This window comes from Mycobacterium sp. NGS45 (assembly GCF_059812645.1).
Window position 1 is genome coordinate 20,191 of the sequence record NZ_JCALDB010000010.1, and the last position, 19,010, is coordinate 39,200.

A 19,010-nucleotide genomic window follows, 5' to 3' on the forward strand; every position below is an offset into this window, starting at 1 on the left:
GTCACAACACCGGCGCCGGCAGCGGCCGATCAGCCGTCGTGCAGCGCCGACGCGGTGACTTCGGTGCCGTTGGCGGTGACCGCGGCACCGTTGGCGCCGGCACCGTTGGCGTCGGCACCGTTGGCGTCGGCACCGTTGGCGCCGGCACCGTCGTCGGTGGGCGCGGCCGGGACCGGCTCATCACCGTCGGGTTCGGCCGCAGCTGCCGCGTCGGGCAACTGACCCACCAGATACTCGGCCAGCCCGCCGATGGTCGGGTAGTCGAACACCGCGGTGGCGTTGATCGTGAACGCGCCGCCGAACTGGCTTTCCAGCCGGTTGCGCAGTTCGATCGCCATCAACGAGTCGGTACCCAGGTCCAGGAAGCGGCTGCTGGCCGCCGGCGGTTGGGCCAGGCGCAGGAAGTTCTGCACCTCGCGCTGTAGGAACTCGGTCACGAACCCGGCCCGCTGACCCACCGGGATCTCCTGCAGTTGGCGCAGCAGCTCACTGTCCCCGGTGTGCTCCCCGGCCGCGCTGGGCAGCACCAGGTCGAGGATCGGCGGCCGCGAACTGCCCAACACCTTGGCGGCGCGCTGCCAGTTCGCCTTGAGCACCGTGGCCTGGCCGGTGCCGTTGCCGACCACCTCGGCCAGTGCGCTCAGCGCGGCCGACGGATCCAGCGGGATCAGGCCCTGCGCGCTGATGTTCGCGGTGGCCGCGGTCGACGACGCCATCCCGCCTTGGCCCCACGGCCCGAAGTTGATCCCGGTCGCCGGCAGGCCCTGGGCGCGACGCCGCGCCACCAAGCCGTCCAGCAGCGCATTGGCGGTCGCGTAATTGGCCTGACCGGGCGAACCGAACAGGCTCGACACCGACGACGACACGATGAAGAAGTCCAGCGCGTCGGCACCGGTCAACCGGTCCAGGTGCAACGCACCGAATGCCTTGGGCGCCAACGTGGTGTCGAACCGCTGCCAGCTCTGCTTGGACAGCAGCGCATCATCGAGCACCCCGGCCAGGTGCAGCACCCCGGCCAGTGGCGGCAGTTCGGCCCGGATCCGGTTCAGCAGCGACTCGACCTGCGCCAGCTCGCCGACGTCGGCGGTCCAGACGTGGATCCGGCACTTGTGCCGTTCGGTGATCTCCTCGATTACCTTCTGCGCCTCGGCATCCGGTTCCCGGCGACTGGTCAGCACCAGATCGCCGGCACCACGCTGGGCCAGGAAGGATGCCGCATGCAAACCAATCGCACCCAGCCCACCGGTGATCAGGTAGCTGCGGTCCGGCTGGGGCTGCAGCCGGTTCGGCATCTGCACCACGATCTTGCCGATGTGCCGCGCCTGCTGCATGCGGCGGAACGCCGCGCGGGCCTCGGTCAGCGGGTAGATCTCGGCCGGCAACGGTACCCATCGGCCATCCGCCAGGCCCTGGGACACCTCGGTCAACAAGGCGCGGATGCGTTCTGGCTCCTGGAAGGTCACGCTGTCCAGCGCGACGATCTCGTAGCCGATGTCGGGGCGGACCGCCGCCATCTGCTCGGCAGACCAGATGTCGCGTTTGGCGATCTCGGCGAAGCGGCCGTGCTGCGCGGTGGCCCGCACGGTGGCTTCGATGAACCCCTCGTTGGTGAGGCTGTTCAACACCACGTCCACCCCGGCGCCGTCGGTGTCGGCGAGGATCTGGTCGGCGAAATCCGTTGTCCGGGAATCGTAGACGTACTGCACACCCATCTTGCGCAGGGTCGCACGTTTGAAGGTGCTGGCGGTGGCGAAGACGACGGCTCCGTGCTGCTGGGCCAGCTGGATCGCGGCCAACCCGACGCCGCCGCTGGCGGCGTGGATCAGCACCCGGTCCCCGGGCTGCAACTGCGCCCAGTCGAAGGCCAGCCGCGCGGTGAGCGCCGCGGCCGGGATGGTGGCCGCGGCCACCGCGCCGATGCCATCCGGGATCGGCGCCACCAGCTGGGCCGGCACGTTGAACCGACTGGCGAACGCACCCTGCATGAAGCCGTACACCCGTTGACCGACCTCGAGCCCGGTGACACCGGCGCCCAATTCGGTGACCGTGCCGGTGAAGTCGCCGCCGATCGGACCCGGATCGCCCGGATACAGGCCCAGCACGTTGAGCACATCCCGGAAGTTCAACCCGGCGGCCTCCACCCGGACCTGCACATAGCCGTCCTCGGGTGCCGGCACCTCGGTCTCGGTCAACCGCAGATTGTCGATCGCCCCGCGCTCGGTCGGGGCCAGCGCATAGTCACCGCTGCGCGGCACCGTGAGATGGCCGCTGCGCGACCACGGCAGTAGCCGCGACACCAACAGCTTGCCTTGGCGCAGCGCCACTTCGGGCTCCGGCAACGCCGCCGCGGGAGCCGCGAGCAGACGCGCCAGCACCGCCACAGCCTCCGGCGAGCCATCGCAATCGACCAGTTTGGGTCGCAGCCCGGGCTCTTCGTTGGCCGTGGTGCGCCCAAAACCCCACAACGCGGCCTGTACCGGGTCCACCGGCTCGCCGGACTCGCAGGCCACCGCACGCTCGGTCACGATCCACAACCCGCCGGGCAGCTTCACGCTGTCCTGCTGCACAGTGTGTACAGCCGAGAGCAGGTTGGTGATCTCGGACTGCAGTCGCGCGGCCGTCTCGGCGCTGGACTCGTCCGGACCAGAGCAACCGGCGCGCCACACCACACCGGAGAACGGCAGGCCGCGCTCCTGGGCGGCAACCAGCAACGCGCCCAACAGTTCAGGATCGGTGCCGCGGTCGAACGGGACGCAGCCGGGCACCTGGGCGGCCAGCTCGCCGAAACCGGAGACCAGCCAGGTGCCGTTCACGGCAACGCCGTCGGCATCGACCTCCGGGGCCGGCACCTCATGCCAGCCCAGGGTGTACAGCAGCCTACTGGCGTCCCCACCGAGACCGCGCAGCAACGCCTCGCGGGGTGCCCGTTTGACCGTGAACTCCCGGACACCGCCGAGGTGGCGGCCATCCCGATCCAGGTACTCCAGGTCGAACACCTGGGTTTCGGCGTCCAAGGCGCTTTCGTGCCAGCGGGCTCGGCAGTAGAAGCGCCGCGGCATCTTCTCGGTCAACGTGACCTGGCCGTAGCGCAGCGGTAGGAACAGGTCGTTGACGCCCTGCTCGGCCGCCAGCAGTGCCGGGAACGCCGGGAACGCGACACCGGTGCACAGGTCCATCAGCACCGGGTGCATCGGCTCGGTACCGAGCTGTTCGGCCAGTTCGGCGCCGACCAGGATATCACCGATCGCCTCGCCGGCGCCCAGCCACAACGACTTGAGTGAACCGGACCAGGTGGGACCCCACATCAGCTCCAGGTCGGCGAAGGTTTCGAACAGCTCCTGCGGACGCATCCGGTCCAGCCGCTCGACGATCTCCTCGACCGGCTCGGGGTCCGGCGCCGGCCGTTCGTCGGGCCCGGAAGCCACGGCCCCCTCGGCGTTCAGGGACCACTCCGCGCCGCGTTCCCCGTACGGGCGGCTGTGCACCTGGAACGTCCAGCCGTCGTCGACCGGGTGCAGGGTCAGCTGGACCTCACGAGAAGCCTTCTCCGGCAGGATGATCGGCTCGTAGAAGAAGACGTCCTTGGCGCGTGCCGGGGTGCCGACCGCAGCCAAGGCCATGGCTGCGTAGGTCGCGCCGGGCACCACGACGGTGCCGTAGATGACGTGGTCGGAAAGCCACGGCTGCGTTTTGACCGACAACCTGCTGGTGTACACCGAGTCGCCGGACGCCAGATCCTTACCGCTGCCCAGGATCCCGGAACCGGCCGCACCCATCTCGCCGCCCACCGTGATACCGGCGCCCTTGGGCCAGAACCGGCGGCGCTGGAACGGATAGGTGGGCAACTCGATGCGTCGCCCGCGCTCACCGTAGAGCGCACCGAAGTCCGGGGTGTGCCCACCGACGTAGCCGGCCGCCAGCGCATCGGCGATCTGGCGCCGATCGTCGACGCCCTTGCGCAGCGAGACGATCGCCCGCGGCGCCGCCAGATGCTCGGGCCACACCTGCACGGCGGCACCGGTCAGCACCGGCTGCGGACCGATCTCGATCAGCACCGAGCAGCCCAGCGCCGCGATGGTGCGCACACTTTCGGCGAACTGCACCGGTTGGCGGGAGTGCCGCCGCCAATACTGGGCGTCGATCGGGGTCTGGGCACCCAGCACCGCTCCGGTCCGGTTGCAGACCAGCGGCAACGTCGGCACCGTGTACTGCACTCGGGCAGCGCAGGATTCGAATTCGTCGAGCACCGGGTCCAGCAGTTCGGAGTGGAACGCGTGGCTGGTGTGCAGCCAGGTGCAGCGGATCCCGTCTTCCTCGAACTTCGCGACGGCCTGCTCGAGGTCGGAGCCGGGACCCGACAGCACGGTGTTGGGGCCGTTGTAGGCGCCGACCGACAGTCGAGGGAATTCCGCGCAGGCCGCCTCGACGTCCTTGGCGTCGGCGAACACCGCCACCATCCGGCCGCCTTCGGGCAGGCTGCCGAACAGTCGGCCGCGTTCGGCGATCAGCCGCGCGCCGTCTTCCAGGCTGAACACCCCGGCCACGCAGGCCGCGGCGTACTGACCGACGCTGTGTCCGAGCACCACGTCGGGCTCGATGCCCCGGGACTGCCACAGCCGAGCCAGACCCATCTCGACGGCGAACAGCGCCGGCTGCGCGTACGACGTGTGCTGCAGCGCCTTACCGCCCTCGCCGGTGTCGAACATGACCTCCAACAGCGGGCGCGCCAACAGGTCGTCGACCGCATCGGCGCAGCGCTGCACGGTTTCGGCGAAAACCGGTTCGGCGGCGAACAATTCGCGTGCCATACCGGGATGCTGGCTGCCCTGGCCGGTGAACAACCAGGCCGTGGTGGGGCGCCGGGTGTGTTCACCGCGCAGCACGCCGGGGCGGGACCGGCCCTCGGCGAGGTCGATCAGGCCGAGTCTTGCCTCCTCGATCGAGTCGACCACCAGCGCACCGCGGTGCTCGAAATGGGATCGGCCGGTGCCGGCGGTGCGGCACACGTCGGTGAGATCGGCATCCGGGTGGGTGCCCAGCCAGGCTTCGTAACGCCGGGCCAACGCGGTCAGCGCTTCCGGGGAACGCGCCGACAGTGCCAGCACGTGGCTGGACCGTGCGTCGGGTCCCGGGGCGTCGACCGGCTCTTCGGCCGGGTCGACCGGCGGTGCGGGGGGCTCCTCGAGCAGCACGTGCGCGTTGGTGCCGGTGAAGCCGAACGAGCTCACTCCGGCGCGCCGCGGTCTGCCGTTGGTCTGCCACGGCGTGGCCTCGCCGACCACCTGCACCGGCAGCGTATCCCACGGAATGTGCGGCGACGGTTTGTCGAAATGCAGACTCTGCGGCAACAACTCGTGCTGCAGGGACAGCACCACCTTGATCAGACCGGCTGCACCGGAGGCGGATTCGGTGTGTCCGATGTTGGTCTTGACCGAACCCATCAGCAGCGGCCGGTCGCTGGGGCGCCCGTCGCCGTAGGCGGCCGCGGCCGCCTGCACCTCGATCGGATCACCCAGCGGGGTACCGGTTCCATGCGCTTCCAGGTAGTCGATGTCACCGCCGGTCAAACCGGCCCGGGCCAACACCGCACTGATCAGCCGCTGCTGCGCACCTCCGTTGGGCACCGTCAGACCGCTGGACGCGCCGTCCTGATTCAGTCCGCTGGCCGGGATGACAGCGCACACCCGGTCACCGTCGCGCTGGGCGTCGCTGAGCCGTTTGAGCACCAGGATGCCGCAGCCTTCGCTGCGCACGTACCCGTCGGCCGAGGTGTCGAAGGTCTTGCACCGCCCGACCGGTGAGAGCATCCGGGCGCGGGAGGCCGCGATCACCGTCACCGGCGACAACAGCACGTTCACCCCGCCGGCCACGGCCAGATCGCAGTCCCCGGACTGCAGCGCCTGGCAGGCCTGGTGCACGGCCACCAACGCCGAGCTGCAGGCGGTGTCGATGGCCACCGCGGGGCCTTCCAGGCCGAGGGCAAAGGCCACCCGGCCCGCGATGGCGTTGAGCGCGTTGCCGGTGATGAAGTGCGGTTCGATCTTGTCGATCGGCTCGGCCGACAGCAGGTGCGCGTACTCGTTGGCCGCCACACCGGCGAAGACACCGGTGCGGCTGCCGCGCAGCGCGGACGGCGCGTACCCGGCGCGTTCCAAACCCTCCCATACGGTTTCCAGCATCAGACGTTGCTGCGGCTCGATCCAGACCGCCTCGCGCGGCGAGATGCCGAAGAACTCGGGATCGAACTCGTCGATGCCGTCCAGGAATCCGCCGTACCGGGTGTAGGTCTTGCCGGGGACGTCCGGATCCGGATCGTATAACTCGTCGATGTCGAACCGGTCCTCGGGCACCTCCCGGATCGCGTCGACACCGCCGCACAGCAACTCCCAGAACGCTTCTGGGCTGGCGGCGCCGGGGAACCGGCAGGACACTGCGACCACCGCGATCGGGTCGTCGGTGCGGGCCGCCACCGACACCGGGGTAGGCCGGTCGCCGGCCTGCTCGTCGAGCCCGAGGACGTCGCCGAGCAGATAGCCGGCCGCGTCGCTCAACCTGGGCTGGTCCATCACCAGCGTCACCGGAATCTCGTGGCCGACGCCCTCTTCGATGCGCCGGCGCAACTCGATGGCCATCAGCGAATCCATGCCGAGGTCGAAGAATCCGGCGTCCTCCCGGATTTCGGCGGCATCCACCCGGGTCACGTCGGCGACCGCGTCGCGCAGGTAATCGGTGAGCAGCTTCTTGCGCTGCTGCACCGGCGCGGCGGTGAGGCGCTGCACCAAATCGGTGGTCCCGGTCCGCGCTGATCGGGTCGACGCCGGCGCAGATTCCGGAACCTCGCGTTGCAGTTCGGCCAGGAACCCGCGGCGCCCGGTCTGCTGGTAGATCGGCAGGAACCGGGACCAGTCGATCCGGGCTACCACGGCCTGCACCGGGCCTGCTGCGGCACCGGTCTGGGTGACTGCGGCCACGACGTCGGCCAGCCCGGCGAGCGCATCGGCCGGGGCCAGGGTCACCACGCCGCGCTGCGCCAGCCGGGCCCGGGCTTCCGGATCGGCCATGCCGGTGGACCAGGGACCGAAGTTGACGCTCAGCGCCCGGGTACCGCGTGCGCGAAGTCGCCAGGCCAGGCCGTCCAAGAATGCGTTGGCGGCACTGTAGGCGGTTTGTCCGTAGCTGCCCCAGACCGCGGCGATCGACGAGATGTTCAGGAAGAAGTCCAGCTCGAGGTCGGCTGCGGCTTCGCTCAGATGCCAAGCACCCCAGACCTTTCCGGCGAACACCCGGTCCACTTCGGCGTCGTCCTGGCTGCTCAGCGGGGTGTTGCCGATCTCGCCGGCCCCGTGCACGATCCCGGCCAGCGGCGGCAGCTCGGCGCGCATCGTGGCCAGCAGCCGGTGGACGTCGTGCGGGTCGGCGACGTCGGCGGTCAGCACCCGAACCTGGCAACCGTACTGTTCGGTCAAGGTCTGCAGCCGCTGCTCGGTGGCGTCGTCGGGGGTGCGGCGGCTGGTCAACACCAGCTGCTTGGCGCCGTGGGCGGCCAGATACCCGGCGATCTCGAGTCCGATCGATCCCAGCCCGCCGGTGACCAGATACGTTGCGTCGGCCCGCAATCCAATCGCCTGCCCGCTGGGGCTGCCGTCCCGGCGGACCAACCGCGGAACATGGACCCGATGTGCCCGCAGCGCTATCTGATCCTCGCGGAGCTGCGGATCCTCGGCGGCGCTCACCCGGGTGATCAGCTGCAACCATTCTTCGGTGCTGCCGTCGGACAGATCGGCCAGGCCGCCCCACAACTGCGGCAACTCGAGCGCCGCTGCGCGTCCGAAGCCCCACAGGCAGGTCTGGTCCGGCGCGACCGGGTCGGTGTCGGTGACGTGTTGGGCGTTGCGGGTCACCAACCAGATCGGGGTGCGCAGTTCGGCCGCTGCCGCGGCGCGGAACAGCCGCCGGGTGCCGCCCATGATGTGGTGCTGCGTGCGCAGCAGTGCCTGCGTGGCGCCGGCGGGGTCATTGGCTTCGGCGCCGACCGCTGCCAGGTGCAGGATCCGCAGCACGGGTGTGGCACCGCTTTCCTCCTCGGCCGCGGCGAGCCGCAACGCAGCGGTGAGTTCGGCCTCTTCGGCGTCGGTGCCGGGCAGACCCAGGAGCCGGTGCTGGTGGCCGCCGGCGTCCAGCGCCTCGACCAGGGGTCGGATCGCCCCGGCGTCGGCGCCGACCAGCAGCCAGGTGGCCGGTTCGTCTGCACCCGGCGCCGTCGCCGGCAGCGCATCCCAGCGGAACTCGTAGCGGTCGTTGCTGATCGACGAGGCCAGCCGCTGCTCGTTGTGTTGGTTTGCCAGCTTGGTCAGCACGGCCAACGTCTGGCGGTCATTTTCGTTGTCGCCGAGCAGCTTTGCCAGATCATCGATTCGGCCGGCCTCGAGCAGCCGGATCGCCTCGGTGCTCGGAGCAGCCATGTGCTGCTGGCCGTTGGGCTGCTCGCGGTTGTCCCGGTACCAGTACTGCCGGCGTTCGAACGGGTAGCTGGGCAGGTCGACCTTACGGGCCGGCGTGGGCTGCAGTGCCGCAAAGCGCGGCAGGTGCCCGGCGGTGTAGGCGGTGGCCAGGGCTTCCATGATCTGGCGGTGATCGCCGGAGTTGCGGCGCAGCGACGCGATCGCCCGGGGTGCGTTGGCCGGGTCGGGCCAGGCGCGCAGTGCGGCCGCGGTGAGCACCGGCTGCGGACCGATCTCGATCAGCACCTTGCAGTTCAGCTCGGCCAGGGTGTGCACACTCTTGGCGAACTCGACCGGTTGCCGGGCATGCCGACGCCAGTAGGCGCCGTCGGGCTGGGCGGTCCAGCCGAGCGCCGAGCCGGTGCGGTTGCAGATCAAAAGCCGTTGCGGCGAATGGAATTCGATCTGATCGGCGAACGCCTCGAACTCGTCGAGGATCGGGTCCAGCAGCGCGGAGTGGAACGCATGGCTGGTTTCCAGCCAGTCGCAGCGAACGCCGTCGGCGCTCAGTACTGCCACCGCCTGCTCGAGATCGGCCGCCGGGCCGGACAGTACGGTGTTGGCGCCGTTGAAGGCGGCCACCGACAGGCTCGGGAACTCGTCGGTCAGCCGCTCGACGCGGTCGGCCGCGGCGAACACCGCGACCATCCGACCGCCGGCGGGCAAACTGTCGAACAGCCGGCCCCGCTCGGCCATCAGCCGCGCGCCGTCCTCCAGGCTCAGAACGCCGGCCACGCAGGCCGCGGCGTACTGGCCGACGCTGTGTCCGAGCACCACGTCGGGCTCGAATCCCCAGGATTGCCACAGTGCGGCCAGCCCCATCTCCACTGCGAACAGTGCCGGCTGGGCATGGCTGGTCTGCCGCAACGTGGCCTCGGCGTCCGTTCCGTCATCGAAAATGAGGTCCAGCAGCGGTGTTTCGAGCATGTCCGCGATCGCGTCCGCGCAGCGGTTCAGGGTCTGGGCGAACACCGGTTCGGTGTCGAACAACTCCCGGGCCATGCCCGGGTACTGGCTGCCCTGCCCGGTGAACAGCCAGGCGGTCTTCGGCTTGTCGTGGGTTTCACCGCGGAACACCCCGGGTGCCGGCCGGTCATCGGTGACCGCGCCGAGCAGGTCGAGGGCCGATTCCCGGGAGTCGACCACCAGCGCAGCCCGGTGCTCCAGGTGCGCACGGGCGGTACCCGCGGTGAAGCTGACATCGGCCAAGGTGGCTTCCGGGTGCTCGCGCCACCAGGTGCGGTAGTCCTCGGCGAGTTGGGCCAACGCAGCCGGTGTGCGCGCAGACAGCGACAGCAGGCTGAACCGCTTCGACTCCGCTTCCTGCTCGAGATCGGTTGCCGCAACCCCGGACTCGGAGACGCCGGCGTCGGTGGCGCTGGATTCGGCAGCCGGTGGGGCTTCTTCCAGGATGACGTGCGCGTTGGTGCCGGCGAACCCGAACGAGCTGACGCCTGCGATGCGTGGGCGGCCGTTGCGTTCCCACGGCGTGGGTTCGGTGACCACCTGCAAGCTCAGCCGGTCCCAGGGAATGTGCGGTGAGGGGTTCTCGAAGTGCAGATGCTGTGGCAGCAACTCGTGCTCGAGGGCCAAGATGACCTTGATGACGCCTGCGATACCGGCGGCCGCCTCCAAGTGGCCGATGTTGGTCTTGGCCGAGCCGATCAACAGCGGCTGATCCGACGCGCGACCCACACCCAGCACCGCCCCGGCCGCCTGGGCCTCGATCGGGTCGCCCAGCGAGGTCCCGGTGCCGTGTGCTTCCAGATAGTTCACGTCGCTGGGGGAGAGCCGGGCCCGCTTCAGGGCATCGGCGATGACCCGTTGTTGGGCAACACCATTCGGTACGGTCAGGCCGCCGGATGCGCCGTCCTGGTTCACCGCGCTGCCGCGGACGACGGCGCGGATCCGGTCCCCGTCGGCAAGTGCGTCTTCGAGCCGTTTGAGCACGATGACGCCGCAGCCCTCACCGCGGACATAGCCGTCAGCTGCCGCATCGAAGGTCTTGCACCGGCCGTCGGGTGCCAGCATGTGCGCGCTGGAGAAGGTGATCATGGTGGCCGGCGTGAGCAGCACGTTGGCGCCGCCGGCCAGGGCCAGGTCGCATTCGCCCAGCTGCAGCGCCTGGCAGGCCTGATGGATCGCCACCAAGGACGAACTGCACGCGGTGTCCACGGCGACCGCGGGACCCTGCAGCCCCAACCGGTGGCTGATCCGGCCGGCCGCGGCCGCGTTCGAGGTGCCGATGGCCATGTAGGCCTCGATCTCGGGATAGGTCAACTCATCGGAGGCCATGCCCAAGTAGTCATGGGTGGCCAAGCCCACGAACACACCGGTGTTGGTGTCAGCTAAATCCGTTGGCGCAGTGCCGGAATGATCCACTGCACGCCAGGCGGTCTCCAGCAGCAGTCGGTGCTGAGGGTCCAGCAACCTGACCTCGCGGGTGGACATGCCGAAGAACGGGGCGTCGAACCCGGTGACGTCGTCGACGAAACCGGCGCGCCGGGTGACCACCTTGCCCGGGGTGCCCGGGTCGGGATCGAAGAACTCGTCGACGTCCCAGCGATCCGTGGGGACCTCGGTTACCGCGTCGCGCCCCTCGCGGAGTACGTCCCAGAACTCCCCGGCGTCCTGAGCGCCCGGAAATCGCGCTGCGTACCCGACAACTGCGAACCGTTGCGTCGAATCGGTTACAGGCTCGACAGCATCCATCGAATGTCCTCCTCGCGTTGGCGGTCAGCCGTTGAGACCCGCGCGGCCCGCACCTCGTGCGGTGCGGTGACATTTCGTCCGGTCTGGTGCCGGACCCACGCCGCGCGCCGACCCCCGCCGGACACTATTGCATGTCGACGAGCGGCGTGCGAGGGTTGCGTCAAAGAATGACCGTGCCGCGGGGAGCGCCGGTCGAAATGTCGGTATGTTGTTGCGGCGGCGGGCGATACGACTCGCGGCGCTTTCGAACGTGGAGGTCGACGTCTTGCGCATCGGCGCGATTACCATTGGCGCACTTGACGAATGGTCGTTAACATCGGGCACCGTCACCTCATGGCATCCAACACCGTCAGCTGCGGAGAAGGCGCGTCAGGCGCCGATCAGCCAAGTGCCGATCAGCCACATGCAGGATCAACATCTGCGCAACTACCGGGACCGTGCCGCAGCAGGTTTGAACTTCTCCCGGCAGATCATCGCCAGCTGCGAAGTGCCAGGTCACTGCGATGTCGACGCGATGGATCGGGCCGTCAACGCCTACCTGCGTCGGCACGACACTTTCCGCAGCTGGTTCGAACAGACTGACGACGGCGAGTTCGTTCGGCACGCTCTGACCGACCCGGCCGACATCGAGTTCATGCCGATTGACCACGGCCACATGACCATTGAGCAAATTCGCGCGCACGTCATCGACATCCCGAGCCCGTTGGAGTGGGGCTGCTTCACGTTCGGAATCATCCAGAACGAGGACCACTTCACGTTCTTTGCTGCGATGGATCATGTGCACGGTGACGCCACGCTGATCGGCACCACGATGTTGGAAGCCAATGGCATGTATTCAGCGCTCAGTGGCGGCGGCCCGGAGCTGACGTTGCCGCAAACGGGCAGTTTCGACGACTTCTGTATCCGGGAGCGGGAGTACACCTCGACGTTGACCCTGGATTCACCCGGAGTGCGGGCCTGGATCGAATTCGCTGAGAACAACGCCAACGGACTGCCGGAATTTCCGTTGCCGCTGGGTGATCCGGATCAGTCCCTGCGCAGCACGATGACATCCGAGGTCCTGATGGACGTCGGCCAAACCGCGCGGTTCGACTCGGCCTGTACCGGTTCCGGCGCCCGCTTCGTCGGCGGTCTGTTCGCCTGCCTGGGCCTCGTCGAGCACGAATTCACCGGCGCCCTAACCTATTACGGTTTGACGCCGCGGGACTCCCGCACCGCGGGTGATAATTTCATGACCCAGGGCTGGTTCACCGGTCTGATCCCGATAACGGTGCCGGTGGCGGCCACGTCGTTTCACGAGGCGGCCTGGGCTGCGCAGGCCTCGTTCGATTCCAGTCTGGAAATGACCAGGGTGCCGTATTACCGTGTGCTCGAGTTAGCGCCGTGGCTGGATTGGCCGCGGCCGAACTTCCCGGTGTCGAACTTCCTGCACGGCGGTGCCGCACCGCTGAACGCCATTCTGGCGGCAGCCGACATGGGATTGGCAAACAACATCGGCATCTATCCGGACGGTCGTTTCTCCTACCAGCTGACCATCTACATATTCCGGTACGGAGAAGGCACCGTGATGGCGATCATGCACCCGGACAATCCGGTTGCCAAGAAGTCGGTCGGCCGCTACTTGGCGGCGATGAGATCGGTGTGTGCCCGGGTCGCCGACAGCGGGCACTGGGGTCGGGTCGCGTAGGAAGAGCAACCAGATGTTCAGCGTGATGGCGGCGCGCGCCTCGGCGGCCGGAGCGGATGCGGTATGCGTCGGCTAGCCGATCTGGTGGTGCGCTGGCCGTGGGCGGTGATCGGCGTCTGGGTTGCGCTGCTGGTGGCGCTGCCGCTGTCGTTCCCGTCGCTGGGGGAGATGGCCCAGAAACATCCGCTGTCGATTTTGCCCAGCGACGCGCCGTCGAGTGTGGCCGCCCGGCAGATGACCGAGGCGTTCAACGAGTCGGGCAATGACGACCTGCTGCTGGTTGCGCTGATCAACGAGAACGGGCTGGGACCCGACGACGAAGCGGTCTACCGCAACCTGGTCGACGACCTGCGCGCCAACACCTCCGACGTGGTGATGGTGCAGGACTTCATCAGTACTCCCGAGTTGCGCGACTTCCTGACCAGCGAGGACGGCAAAGCCTGGGTGTTGCCGGTCGGGTTGGCCGGCGAATTGGGCACGCCGCGGTCCTACGAGTCCTACAACCGGGCTGCCGAACTGATCGAACGCAGTGTGGCCGGTCAACCCGCCGGCACCGAGGGTGAGTTGACCGTGCATCTCACCGGCCCGGCGGCCACGGTTGCCGACCTGACCGTCGCCGGGGAACGCGACCGGCTGCCGATCGAGATCGCGATCGCGGTGCTGGTGCTCACCGTGTTGCTGGTGGTGTACCGCAACCTGGTCACGATGATGCTGCCGTTGGTCACCATCGGTTCGTCGCTGCTCATCGCGCAATCGCTGGTAGCCGGTTTTTCCGAGTTGACCGGCTCGGGGGTCTCCAACCAGTCGATCGTGTTCCTGAGCGCAATCATGGCCGGGGCCGGAACCGATTACGCAGTGTTCTTGATCAGTCGCTATCACGACTATCTGCGCCGGGACGCCGACTCCGATCAGGCGGTACGTCAGGCGATCGTGTCGATCGGGAAGGTCATCACGGCCTCGGCGGCCACGGTGGGGATCACCTTCCTGCTGCTCAGCTTCGCCAAGATGGGTGTGTTCCGGACCGTCGGGAGCTCGGCGGCGATCGGCATCGGCGTCGCCTATCTGGCCGGGCTGACCCTGCTACCCGCGATCCTGGTGCTGGCCGGCCCGCGTGGCTGGGTCAAACCGCGGCGCGAGCTGACCGCCCGGTTCTGGCGGCGGTCGGGTGCGCGGATCGTGCGCCGACCGGTGACACACCTGGTCACCAGCCTGCTGGTGCTCGGACTGCTGGCCAGCAGTGCGGTCTTCGCCGAATACAACTACGACGACCGCAAGGCGGTGGCCGCCTCGGCGCCGAGTTCGATCGGATACGCCGCGCTGGAAAGCCATTTCCCGATCAGCCAGTCCATTCCGGAATACATCCTGATCCAGTCCCCGCACGACCTGCGCACGCCGCGCGCGCTGGCCGACCTCGAGCAGATGGCCGCCCGGGTGGCCCAGCTGCCCGACGTCGGATTGGTCAGCGGGATCACCCGCCCACTCGGCGAGGTGCCGCCGGAGTTCCGGGCCACCTATCAGGCCGGTTTGGTGGGTTCCCGGCTGGCCGATGGCTCCGACCAGATCCAGCAACGCACCGGTGATTTGAACCGGCTCTCCGACGGCGCCAACACGGTGGCCGACAGCTTGTCCGACGTGCGCACCCAGGTCAACAAGATCGTGCCCAGCCTCCAGAGTCTGGTCAATGAACTCTCCACGGCCAGAAGCCAATACGGTGGCGATCAGCTGGTGCGTGACGTCGACACCGCGGCCAAGGTGGTGGACAGCATCAACGCGCTGGGCAACTCACTGGGCATCAACTTCTCGGCGGTCCGGGATGTGTTCGTCTGGGTCGGTCCGGTATTGGCCGCGCTGCAGGGCAACGCGGTTTGTGACGCCGACCCCTCGTGTGCCGCCACCCGCAGCCAGTTCGAGCGGATCATGGTGGCCCGCGGTGACGGCAGCCTGGATCAGATCAACAAGGCCGCCCGGCAACTCGGTGGCATCGGCGACACCGAGACCCTGGGCGCGACGGTGAAGAAGCTGAACAGCGCCTTGGCCACGGTGGCCGAAGCCGTTGACAGCATGGGGCTGAACCAACCCGGCGGCGCGCAGACCGGCCTGACCGAACTGCGCCGCAACGCCAACCGGTTGGCCGGCGGCAGCGAACAAGTGGCCGGCGGTGTGGACGAGTTGGTCAAACAGGTCAAGGTGATCGCGTCCGGGCTGGACGAGGCGTCGACCTTCCTGCTGACCATGAAGCACGACGCCGCCGACCCTGCGCAGGCCGGCTTCAACATTCCGCAACAGGTGCTCGGCCTACCCGATTTCGAAAGGGCCGCAAAGGCGTTCATCTCGCCGGACGGCCGCTCGGTGCGGTACCTGGTGCAGACCAAGTTGAACCCGTTCAGCTCCGAGGCGATGGATCAGGTCAACCAGATCGCCGACGTCGCACGCGGCGCGCAGCCCAACACCGCGTTGTCCGATGCCACCATCTCGATGGGCGGCTATCCCGCCGCGCTGCGCGACACTCGGGACTACTACCAGCGCGACATCAAGTTCATCATCATCGCGACGCTGATCGTGGTGCTGCTGACACTGATGCTGCTGCTGCGCGCCATCATCGCGCCGCTGTATCTGGTGGGTTCGGTGGTGGTGTCCTACTTCGCCGCGATCGGCATCGGTGTGCTGACCTTCCAATTCTTGTTCGATCAGCAATTACATTGGAGCGTACCGCCGTTGGCGTTCGTGGTGCTGATCGCGGTGGGTGCCGACTACAACATGCTGTTCGTGTCCCGAATGCGCGACGAATCCCCGCACAGCGTGCGGGCCGGGATCATCCGCACGCTCGGTTCGACCGGTGGGGTGATCACCGCGGCCGGGCTGATCTTCGCCGCGTCGATGGCCGGCCTGCTGTTCTCCAGTATCGGCATCGTGGTCCAGGGCGGCTTCGTGATCGGTGTCGGCATCTTGTTGGACACGTTCGTGGTGCGCACCATCACGGTGCCCGCGATCGCCGCGCTGATCGGGCAGGCGAACTGGTGGCCGTCGCGGGTGGGCGAGCGACGACCCGACGCAGCTCAGCCGCCCACAGCCGATATCGCCGAGCAGACGGGTTAGCGCAGGGCAGCCATGTATGTGAAACTACGACAGCGGACCGACCCGTCAGGGGTAACCATGAAGAAGTTCCTTGCAGGACTTACGGTGCTGGTAACCGCCGGTGTCACCGGGTGTTTCGGCGCCGGCTCGGCAGTCGCCGACGACGCACGAAACCCGCTGGTCCCGGCGCCCGGTGAGCCCAGTCCGGCGCCAGATCCAGCCGACACCGGGACCGCCTACGCGCTGGGCGGCGCACACGTGCTGGGCATCCCGTACGACGAGTACATCCGGATGACCGGTGAGCAGTGGTTCCCCGGGATGAAGCGGGTGAAGGTCGACTATCCGGCGGGTCAGGTTCAGGGCCACACCCTGGAACGCTTCTTTCCCGGCATCGGTGCGCTCGGCGAAGAGATCTACCCGGGTCTGGGGCTGGACGGGCCCAGCGTCGGCGAGTCGGTCGACGAGGGTGAGGTCAACCTCGACACCGCCATCCGCAATGGCGGTCCGGGGCGGGCGATGGGGTTGTCCGAGGGCGCCCTGGTGCTCAACGCCGTGAAGGCGCGACTGGCCAATGATCCGACTGCTCCGCCGCCCGAGGACCTGAAGTTCGCGACGTTCGGCGACCCGATCGCCCAGCACCCGTTCGGTGAGAGCTTCCTGACCCAGATGTTCCCGGTCGGCAGCGTCGTGCCGTTCATGGACTACCCGATGCCGGCTCCGGTCGAAAGCCAGTACGACACCGACCAGTTCATCTCCGCCTACGACAGCATCGCCGACTTCCCGGACCGGCCGGACAACTTGTTCGCGCTGGCCAACTCGATCGCCGGGCTGGCCACCGGGCACACCGCGATCGCGTTCACCAATCCGAGCCATGTTCCGCCGCAGAACGTCAGGACGACGGTCAATTCCAAGGGCGCGAGGACGACGACGTACCTGGTCCCCGAGGAGCACCTTCCGTTGGTGCTGCCGTTCAAGTACCTCGGCTTCGACAAGGAAACCCTCAATCAGCTCGACGCGATCCTGCTGCCTCGGGTGAATGCCGGCTATTCCCGCAACGACGATCCTGCGACCGCTCCGGTCCAGGTCGACCCGGAACACGGCTTCGACCCGATGGAGGTCACCGCGCCGGCCAACGACGCAACCTTCGGCGGTGGTCAGGACCCGATGTCACAACTGGTCAACGCTGCGCTTTCGATGTTTTCCACCCCCGCCAGCTAACCACAAGCAGCACAGACGGATTCGATCGATCAGTACGGATGTGACGTGACGCCTTCATCTCAGTCAGCCATTCTCTCGATGCTGCATGGGCGGGCCAGCCTGCGCCCCGACGACCCGGCCTTCACCTTCACCGACTACAGCGTCGACCCGGACGGGATCGCGCAGACGCTGACCTGGTCGCAGCTGTCCCGACGGACGTTGAGCGTTGCCGGTGAACTCAGTGTCACCGCCGCGGTCGGGGACCGGGCGGTGATCCTGGCGCCGCAGGGCCTGGACTACATCCTGGCCTTCCTGGGGTCCATGCAGGCCGGGCTGATCGCGGTGCCGCTGCCGTTGCCGCACCGCGGCTCCAACGACGAGCGGGTGGGCGCGGTGCTGACCGACGCCGCCCCGGCCGTGGTGCTGACCACCGCGGAGGTCGCCGGCGACGTCGGTGACTACATCGACCGGTCCCGCACCGACCTGGTGCCCAAGGTCGTCGAAATCGATTCGCTGGCCCACGATGTCGATCCGGCGCCCGGGCCGCGGGCGGACCCGGTGGACCTGCCCGGTATCGCCTACCTGCAGTACAGCTCGGGATCGACGCGCACACCCACCGGTGTCATGCTCTCGCATCGCAACCTCGAGGTGAACTTCGCACAGTTGATGCGCAGCTTCTTCGCCGACTCCAGAACCACGATCCCGTCGGATGCCACCATCGTGTCCTGGCTGCCGTTCTACCACGACATGGGTTTGGTGCTGGGGGTCTGCGCACCCATCCTGGGTGGCTACCACGCCGACCTGACCAGCCCGGTCGCGTTCCTGGAGCGGCCCGCCCGATGGATGCGGGCGTTGGCGCAACGTCCGCACGCGTGGTCGTCGGCGCCGAATTTCGCATTCGATCTGGCGGCCCGCAAGACCACCGACTCCGACCTGGCCGGTTTGGACCTCGGGGGGGTGTTGGGCATCATCAGCGGTGCCGAACGGGTCGAAGCAGCGACGCTGCACCGGTTCGTGGATCGCTTCGCGCACTTCAACTTCCGCGACCACATGATGCGGCCGTCCTACGGTTTGGCCGAGGCGACGGTGTTCGTGGCCAGCGGCACCTGGGACGAATCGGCACCGGCGGTGCACTTCGACAGCGCCGAGTTGTCGGCCGGTCGCGCCACCCGGTGTGCGACCGGGACCGGTACCGCTCTGGTGCGCTACCAGTTGCCCGCCTCACCCACCCTGCGCATCGTGGACACCGACAGCGGCCGGGAATGCCCGCCGGGCGTGATCGGCGAGATCTGGGTGCACGGCGAGAACGTGGCCGAAGGTTACTGGGGTAGATCCGCGCCGGTGCAGCAGTGTTTCGGAGCGACGCTGAGCGAGCCGTCACCGGGCACGCCGCAACGGCCCTGGCTGCGTACCGGAGATCTCGGATTCACCTCCGACGGCGAGTTGTTCATCGTCGGGCGGATCAAGGATCTGCTGATCATCCGGGGCCGCAACCACTACCCGGAGGACATCGAGGCGACCGTACAGGAGATCAGCCGCGGCCGGGTCGCGGCGGTCGCGGTGCCCTCGGCCGACGCCGAAAAGCTGGTCGCCGTCGTCGAACTCAAGGAACCGGCCGGCGCACCTGCGGATTGGCCGGCCCGGGTGAAGGAGCAGATCACCTCGGCGATCTCGAACAGTCACGGTGTCCACGTCGGGGACTTGGTGTTGGTGGCGCCCGGGTCGATTCCGACCACCACCAGCGGCAAGATCCGCCGCGCCGCCTGCGTCGAGCAGTATCGGCAGGACCAGTTCGCCCGGTTGGACGCTTGAGCCACATCTGCGTTCAGATAGACACG

At 68.2% G+C, this 19,010-nt stretch carries 5 protein-coding genes; 4 read left to right on the forward strand and 1 reads right to left on the reverse strand.

What is annotated here, in order from left to right; translation table 11 throughout:
• Window positions 1-29: 29 nt before the first annotated feature.
• Window positions 30-11,213, reverse strand: coding sequence for an SDR family NAD(P)-dependent oxidoreductase (locus tag AC5Y3P_RS11020; RefSeq protein ID WP_500045935.1), 11,184 nt, complete (start codon window positions 11,211-11,213; stop codon window positions 30-32).
• Between the two features lie 265 nt (window positions 11,214-11,478).
• On the opposite strand from AC5Y3P_RS11020, the gene AC5Y3P_RS11025 reads away from it, so the two are divergent.
• The 4 genes from AC5Y3P_RS11025 to AC5Y3P_RS11040 all read left to right on the forward strand — a co-directional run bounded on the left by AC5Y3P_RS11025 (window position 11,479) and on the right by AC5Y3P_RS11040 (window position 18,984).
• Window positions 11,479-12,900 carry a condensation domain-containing protein gene (locus AC5Y3P_RS11025; protein ID WP_500046073.1) on the forward strand — a complete coding sequence of 474 codons (1,422 nt, stop codon included), beginning with the start codon at window positions 11,479-11,481 and terminating at the stop codon, window positions 12,898-12,900.
• Between the two features lie 63 nt (window positions 12,901-12,963).
• A complete protein-coding gene (locus AC5Y3P_RS11030) occupies window positions 12,964-15,996 on the forward strand; it encodes an MMPL/RND family transporter (protein WP_500045936.1) in 3,033 nt (1,010 codons plus the stop codon).
• Window positions 15,997-16,053: 57 nt separating this feature from the next.
• Window positions 16,054-17,193, forward strand: coding sequence for an acyltransferase PE (gene pe / locus AC5Y3P_RS11035; protein ID WP_500045937.1), 1,140 nt, complete (start codon window positions 16,054-16,056; stop codon window positions 17,191-17,193).
• Between the two features lie 45 nt (window positions 17,194-17,238).
• On the forward strand, window positions 17,239-18,984 hold the full coding sequence (locus AC5Y3P_RS11040) for an AMP-binding protein (RefSeq protein ID WP_500045938.1): 1,746 nt from the start codon (window positions 17,239-17,241) through the stop codon (window positions 18,982-18,984).
• Window positions 18,985-19,010 lie beyond the last annotated feature (26 nt).

What these genes read in the sequence shown, in the direction of transcription:
- AC5Y3P_RS11020 (WP_500045935.1), bottom strand. Translation starts at nt 11,213, where the DNA reads ATGGATGCTGTCGAGCCTGTAACCGATTCGACGCAACGGTTCGCAGTT.
- AC5Y3P_RS11030 (WP_500045936.1), top strand. Translation starts at nt 12,964, where the DNA reads ATGCGTCGGCTAGCCGATCTGGTGGTGCGCTGGCCGTGGGCGGTGATC.
- pe (WP_500045937.1), top strand. Translation starts at nt 16,054, where the DNA reads ATGAAGAAGTTCCTTGCAGGACTTACGGTGCTGGTAACCGCCGGTGTC.